Here is a 6,136-nt window from a genome sequence, read left to right on the forward strand (position 1 = left end):
GGCCAGCGGCCGGCACTACCCTGCGGTCTTCTACCCGCGCTTGCGGAACATCGAGATCACCGCCAGTACCAGGAACACAACAAACAGGATCCAGGCGATGTTGCTGGCAGCACCGGCAATGCCGGAGAAACCGAGCACGGCGGCGATGATGGCGATGACAAAGAAAATGACGGCGTAATGCAGCATGGCGCTCCTCGCAGATGTCCGGGCCGTTGGATGGCGTGGGTCCATCCTCCCGATCTGGCGGTGTGCAACCGGTGATGGCGATCTATGCGGCAGATGAAGCCTTCAGCCTGCGCAGGCCTTCCTCGATGCTGACCTGCGGCACGTAGCCGAAATCGCGCCGTGCCGGCTCCATGCTGTACCAGTGCGGCGTACACAGCTGCTCGGCCAGGAAACGGGTCAACGGCGGTTCGCCACGCAGGCGCAGCAACGGCCACAGCCGCTCGCAGACCGCGCCGATGCGATAGGCGGTCCTGAAGCTGATCGCCTTGTCCACCGTCGGCGCACCCACGGCGGCCAGCAGCTTGTTGACCAGCTCGCGCATCGGCAGTGGTTCGCCGTTGGAGATGAAGTACGCCCTGCCGGCGCAGGCCGCGCCCGGTGCCAGGGCTTCGAAGGCGAGGAAGTGTGCCAGCGCGGCGTTGTCGATGTAGGTGGTATCGACCTTGTTGTTGCCGTCGCCGACCAGGCGCAGGCGACCCTGCCGCGCGCGCTCGGCCAGGCGCGGCACCAGCTGCTGGTCGCCGGGCCCCCAGATCAGGCGCGGGCGCAGCGCTACCGTCGCCAGCGTCGCATCATTGGCCGCCAGCACGCGTTGTTCGGCAATCGCCTTGGTCGCCGCATACGGGGCCTGGAAATCTTCGCCGTACGGCACCTCGTCGGCGCCCAGGCCTTCCACCGGGTGGGTCGCGCGATGAGTCACGCTGGGCGTGGAGGTGTAGACCAGCCGGCTGATGCCATGGGCGCGGCACGCGGCAATGACGTTGTCGGTGCCGACCACGTTGGCCTGGTGGTAGCTGTCATAGCTGCCCCAGGCGCCGGCCTTGGCGCCGTTGTGGAACACCGCATCGACGCCGGCCACCGCATGCAGCACCGCCTGCGCATCAGCCAGGTCGCCACGGATCTGGCCCACGCCCATCGCCTGCAGTTCCGGGTAGTGGCTGCGGTTGAACGCCAGCACCTGGTGGCCACGTTCGACCAGCCCACGGCACAGCGCCTGGCCAAGGAAACCACCCCCACCGGTGACCAGGATCTTCATGCGCGCTTCTCCAGTTCGGCGCTGGCCCAGACGGCGAGCTTCTCGCGGCCGATCTTGGCGTTGTGACGGATATCGACGGGGAACGCCGGATGCACCAGGAAATGCTGCAGGCCGGCCTCAGGCACGCGGGCTGCTGCGTGAGCGCGCAACGCTTCCTGCAGTGCCGGGCTGTCGGACTGGCCACGCTGCAGTTCCACGCACAGCACCGGTACCTGCACACCGGCCGCGCCAACGCCGACCAGCGCACTGCGCGCCACGCCGGCGACGGTGTTGAACACCGGCTCGACCTGCTCGGTGTACAGCGGCCCGCGTGCGGTTTCCACGCGCTGCGTCTTGCGCCCGCAGAACCACAGGCGGCCCTGCGCATCGAAGTACCCCACGTCGCCCATGCGGTGCACGATGCGGATGCTGCCGTCGGCCAGGGTTTCGCTGATCTTCGCCGACGCGGTGGCCTGCGGGCGGTTGAAATAGCTGTCGGTGGTGGTCGGCCCGGCCACGGTGATCTCGCCCACCTCGCCGGTGGCCAGCACGCGTGCCTGACCCCAGTCCGGCAGCGGGGCATCATCGATGGCGATGATGCGCACCTCGTTCGGCTCCACCACGCTGCCCACGCAGGTGCCGGCGCCCGCTTCGGTGGCGGCACGGGTGCGCTCCAGCTCGCGGCCTTCAACCACGGCCACCGGCAGGCACTCGGTGGCGCCATACGGCGTCCAGAACTGCGCATCGGCCGGCAGCAGGCGGCGGATGGTGGCCACTACGTCCGGCGGCACCGGCGCACCGGCCGAGGTCACCCGGGTCACGGTCGGCAGCGGGCGGCCATGCCTGGCCAGCACGCGCATGAGGGCCGGCGAGCCGAACAGCTGGGTCACGCCGAAGCGCTGGATGGCGTCGTGCAATCGTGCCGGATCGGCCTGTGCCGGCCGCGTCGGGTCCATGTCCGGGATCACCGAGGTCAGGCCCAGCGCCGGATCGAACAGCGCAAAGGGCGGGAAGGTCGGCAGGTCCACCCCACCGGCTTCCATGCCGAACGCGCTGCCCAGCAGCTGGATCTGGCCGACGAAGTGGCGGTGACGATAGACCACGCCCTTGGGCACGCCGGTGGAACCGCTGGTGAACAGGATCGCCGCCATCTCCTCGCCATCGGTGCCGGCCAGCATCGGCCCACCATTGGCGCCTGCGCGCTCGAGTGCGGCCAGGGTGGTTCCACCCCAGCCGAGGCGGCGGCCGACAGTGACCAGGCGGGTGGCCGACGGCGCCCAGCGCAGCGCCAGCCGCGCCACATGCGCCAGCGGGATGCCGATGAAGGCCTCCGGCTGCGCCTCGTCCAGGCATTGCTTCAGCGCACGCCTGTCGATGCCGGGGTCGACCAGCACCGGCACCGCGCCCAGCTTGAACAGGGCGAACATCAACAGGAAGAACTCCGGCGACGGCCGCACCATCACCACCGTGCGCACGCCGCGGCCAATGCCGTAGCCGGCCAGGCCGGCCGCCATGGCATCGCTGCGCGCGTCCAGCTGGCGGTAGTCCAGGGTCACGTCATAGGCCGCCATGCCATTGCCGGCACCGCGGCGGCCGGGGCAGCGGATGGCGATCTGGTCAGGGCGTTCGCGAGCCAGTTCAGGCAGGCGGGCCGCAATGTTGCAGGGTCCGTTCATCCGTTCATTGTCGCCGCTTACGGAATTTCTTGCGCGGCGGCCCACTTCGTGGAAAATCCGCACCCTCGTTCCTGATTCCGACTGCCGCCCGAGGCGGCTTGCCCATGCAACATCCCTGCATGACCTGCGGCGCCTGCTGCACCCAGTACCGCGTGGCCTTCCACTGGATGGAATCGGACGAGGTCACTCCCGGCGGCGTGCCGCACCAGCTCACCGAGGTGCTCGACCCGCACCGCCTGTGCATGCGCGGCACCCACTCCAAGCCGGTGCGCTGCGTGGCGCTGGACGCGCAGATCGGCGTGTATTCACGCTGCACCATCCACCCCAACCGGCCCAGCGTGTGCCGCGAGGTGGATGCGTCGTGGGAGTACGGCAAGGCCAGCCCGCAGTGCGACAAGGCGCGCATCGCCTATGGCCTGGATCCGCTGACGCTGGCCGACTGGCGCTGGCGCGATGAGGCCGGCAACGATGACGGCCATCCGGACGACAACGGCAACAGCCCGTCCTCGCCACCGCAGGCACCGGTCGCGGCGTAGGGGTAGTGGCAGTGCCGGCCACTGGCCGGCAACCTCATGAACCCGGCACGCATTGCGCGCTTGCCGGCCAGCGGCCGGTACTACCGGGATCCGACCCGGGAACCGATCAGATCGGGTTTTTGTCGAGGAACGCGCGAATCTCCGGCACCAGCACCTCGTGCTTGTCTTCCAGCACGTAATGGCCGGCGTCCTCGAAGGCATGCACCTGGGCCTGCGGCAGCGCCGCCTGGAAGCCCTTCAGGAAATGATGGTCGAACACGAAGTCGCGCAGGCCCCAGCCGAGGAAGGCCGGGCGGTCGGCGAAGGACGGCAGCGCCTTGCCAGCGCGCTCCAGCAGCGACCAGGCCTTGTCGGCCGGTGACAGCGGGATGTCCTGCATGAAGCGGATGGTGCTGATGCGGTTGGCGTAGCTGTTGTACGGCGACACATAGGCACGGCGCACGTCGGCCGGCATCTTCCGTTCCACGCCCAGCCACGAGGCGCCGGACGAGAAGGCATTGAAGGTGCGGATGATCCACTCACCGATCTTCCAGTGGCGGCCCAGCGCGATCTGCCACGGCATCTTCTTCGCCGCCGGCATCGGAAACGCGGCGGTGTTGAGCACGACCAGGCGCTTCACCTGGTCGTGGTGCGACAGCGCCCAGCCGAAACCGATCATGCCGCCCCAGTCGTGCACGGCGAGGGTCACCGGGCCGGTGATGCCCAGGTGCTTCAGCAGCGCATCGAGGTCGTCCACGCGCGACTGCAGGGTGTATTCGTAGCGGCTGTCGTCCGGCTTGTCCGACAGGCCCATGCCGATGTGGTCCGGCACGATGCAGCGGTATTTGTCCGACAGGCCGGCCACCAGCGTGCGCCAGTAATAGCTCCACGACGGATTGCCGTGCACCATCACCACCACCTCGCCGTCGCGCGGGCCTTCGTCGAGATAGTTCATCGACAGGCCGGGGCGCACGTCGAAACGCTGCGGGTGGGCGGGGTAACCGGGAAGATCGCGCATGCGGAGCACCTAGGGAGAATCGCGGCGCGGTATAGAGCCGAGCCGATGTTCGGCTGCTCTCCGGTCCGCTGCGGAAGAGCCGCGCTGCGCGCGTGGGCCGAGCATGGCTCGGCTCTACAGGAGGTCGGGCAGCGGGCTGCTTACCAGACCACTTCAGCCATCGAGCAGTTCAGCCCCGAGCCGATGCCCAGAAGCGCGATGCGATCGCCCTTCTTCAGCTTGCCCAGCTGCTTGAGCTTGCTCAGCACGATCGGCACCGAGGCCGGACCGATGTTGCCGTGCTCGCCGAAGATGGTCATGACCTTCTTCGGGTCGATGCCGAAGTTCTTGATGAACGCCGCGGTGTGCGGCTGGCTGACCTGGTGGATCACGAACTGGTCCAGCTCTTCCACGGCCCAGCCCAAGGCGATCTTGGCGGCGGTGAAGGTCTTCTGTGCCAGCTTGATGCCTTCGATCAGCAGCAGGCGGGTATCGGTGACCATGCGGTCCAGGTTGCCCAGGCACAGCTGGTTCCACTCGGTGGCCGAGCGGGTCACGCCGCCCTTGTAGCGCGGGGCGTCCGGCACCAGCTCCGAGCGCGCCATCACCATCGCGGCGGCGCCGGAACCGGTGGTCAGCGCGGCCAGTTCGTTGCGGAAGTCGTCGGCGGTGACGTCCGGGGCGGTCATGCGCTCCAGGGTCTTCTCGTACACCAGGTTGGCGGTCTCGCCGTCCACCACCAGCGCGTAGTCGATGTCACCGCGCTCGATCATGCGCGCGGCGATATCCATGCCGTTGATGAAGGCCAGGCAGGCATTGGCGACGTCGAAGGTCATGCACTCGTCGCTGACGCCCAGGTTGCCCGAGACGATCGACGCCGTGGACGGCTCCAGGTAATCGCGGCTGACCGAGGTGTTGACCAGCAGGCCGACCTGGGTCGCGGTGATGCCCGCGTCTTCCAGCGCCTTGCGGCCGGCCATGGTGGCCGCATCGGAGGCCAGCACGCCGTTGTCCCACAGGCGGCGCGCGTGGATGCCGGCGATGTCGCCGAGCACATCGGTGCGGATACCCAGGCGATCCAGCGTCGGCTGCAGCCGCTCGTTGATTTCCTTGGTCGTCAGCGTATGCGGCGCGTCGACGTGTGCCAGGCCGGCGATCGAGACATTCTTGAAGAGCATCGAGGTTAGCGCCAAGGCTCAGGCAAAAGGGGGCGCTATTCTATAACTCCCGGGCTTTCACCGCATCTTTACGAATTCAGCCTTGCCCGTATGGTGAAGCGTTCAGCGCGGCGGGCACTGGAATGCGGCGAAGCGCTGGCTGCCATCAGCCGGAGCGGCGGCGGCCTGCACGGCGTTGGCGCCGGCACTCGGGGCCTCGTTGCGGGCCAGGGTTTCCAGCTCTTCCTGCACGCGCAGCGGGTTACGGTTGTAGAAGCCGACCTTGCTCTTCACAGTGACCACCACCTCGCCCTTGGCGATGCAGCCGGCCGGAACCGGGCCTGCCGGCAGCACGCGGGTCGCCTTGCCGGCCGGTTCGATCGGCACCCAGGTGCAGGCGGTGACGGTGAGCAGCAGGGAGGAAAGCAGCAGAACGCGCATGGGCAGATCCTGGAAGGGTATGGGGGGATTCTGCCTGAACAGCCTGAATCGGGGGTAGCCCGGCGAGCGGGGCCCTCGGGTCATGGGCCACGGGGGTGGGGGGGGGGGGG

At 68.3% G+C, this 6,136-nt stretch carries 7 protein-coding genes; 1 reads left to right on the forward strand and 6 read right to left on the reverse strand.

The annotated features are described in order from the left end of the window. Nucleotides 1-30: 30 nt before the first annotated feature. The 3 genes from O0J73_RS21120 to oleC all read right to left on the reverse strand — a co-directional run bounded on the left by O0J73_RS21120 (nt 31) and on the right by oleC (nt 2,916). Nucleotides 31-186 carry a DUF1328 domain-containing protein gene (locus O0J73_RS21120; protein WP_004153593.1) on the reverse strand — a complete coding sequence of 52 codons (156 nt, stop codon included), beginning with the start codon at nt 184-186 and terminating at the stop codon, nt 31-33. An 82-nt stretch (nt 187-268) separates the two neighbouring features. After that, nucleotides 269-1,261 carry a 2-alkyl-3-oxoalkanoate reductase gene (gene oleD / locus O0J73_RS21125; RefSeq protein ID WP_197565070.1) on the reverse strand — a complete coding sequence of 331 codons (993 nt, stop codon included), beginning with the start codon at nt 1,259-1,261 and terminating at the stop codon, nt 269-271. Next, a complete protein-coding gene (gene oleC / locus O0J73_RS21130; protein ID WP_308309575.1) occupies nt 1,258-2,916 on the reverse strand; it encodes an olefin beta-lactone synthetase in 1,659 nt (552 codons plus the stop codon). Before oleC ends, oleD begins: the two co-directional genes overlap by 4 nt. Before the next feature lie 104 nt (nt 2,917-3,020). On the opposite strand from oleC, the gene O0J73_RS21135 reads away from it, so the two are divergent. Beyond that, nucleotides 3,021-3,452, forward strand: a complete 432-nt coding sequence (locus O0J73_RS21135) for a YkgJ family cysteine cluster protein (protein WP_049458121.1) — start codon at nt 3,021-3,023, stop codon at nt 3,450-3,452. A gap of 106 nt (nt 3,453-3,558) precedes the next feature. On the opposite strand, the gene O0J73_RS21140 is transcribed toward O0J73_RS21135, so the two are convergent. The 3 genes from O0J73_RS21140 to O0J73_RS21150 form a co-directional block, all read right to left on the reverse strand. Further along, nucleotides 3,559-4,449 (reverse strand): alpha/beta fold hydrolase, encoded by an 891-nt coding sequence (locus tag O0J73_RS21140; protein WP_004153589.1) that lies wholly within the window; start codon nt 4,447-4,449, stop codon nt 3,559-3,561. Nucleotides 4,450-4,589: 140 nt separating this feature from the next. Then, nucleotides 4,590-5,606 carry a 3-oxoacyl-ACP synthase III gene (locus O0J73_RS21145; RefSeq protein ID WP_004153587.1) on the reverse strand — a complete coding sequence of 339 codons (1,017 nt, stop codon included), beginning with the start codon at nt 5,604-5,606 and terminating at the stop codon, nt 4,590-4,592. A 102-nt stretch (nt 5,607-5,708) separates the two neighbouring features. Continuing rightward, nucleotides 5,709-6,026 (reverse strand): DUF4156 domain-containing protein, encoded by a 318-nt coding sequence (locus tag O0J73_RS21150; RefSeq protein ID WP_005407628.1) that lies wholly within the window; start codon nt 6,024-6,026, stop codon nt 5,709-5,711. Between the last annotated feature and the right edge of the window lie 110 nt (nt 6,027-6,136).

The sequence above is a fragment of the Stenotrophomonas sp. Sm6012 genome, from assembly GCF_030985895.1.
Lineage (GTDB): Bacteria > Pseudomonadota > Gammaproteobacteria > Xanthomonadales > Xanthomonadaceae > Stenotrophomonas > Stenotrophomonas forensis.

What these genes read in the sequence shown, in the direction of transcription:
- oleD (WP_197565070.1), bottom strand. Translation starts at nt 1,261, where the DNA reads ATGAAGATCCTGGTCACCGGTGGGGGTGGTTTCCTTGGCCAGGCGCTG.
- O0J73_RS21120 (WP_004153593.1), bottom strand. Translation starts at nt 186, where the DNA reads ATGCTGCATTACGCCGTCATTTTCTTTGTCATCGCCATCATCGCCGCC.
- O0J73_RS21135 (WP_049458121.1), top strand. Translation starts at nt 3,021, where the DNA reads ATGCAACATCCCTGCATGACCTGCGGCGCCTGCTGCACCCAGTACCGC.
- O0J73_RS21140 (WP_004153589.1), bottom strand. Translation starts at nt 4,449, where the DNA reads ATGCGCGATCTTCCCGGTTACCCCGCCCACCCGCAGCGTTTCGACGTG.
- oleC (WP_308309575.1), bottom strand. Translation starts at nt 2,916, where the DNA reads ATGAACGGACCCTGCAACATTGCGGCCCGCCTGCCTGAACTGGCTCGC.
- O0J73_RS21145 (WP_004153587.1), bottom strand. Translation starts at nt 5,606, where the DNA reads ATGCTCTTCAAGAATGTCTCGATCGCCGGCCTGGCACACGTCGACGCG.
- O0J73_RS21150 (WP_005407628.1), bottom strand. Translation starts at nt 6,026, where the DNA reads ATGCGCGTTCTGCTGCTTTCCTCCCTGCTGCTCACCGTCACCGCCTGC.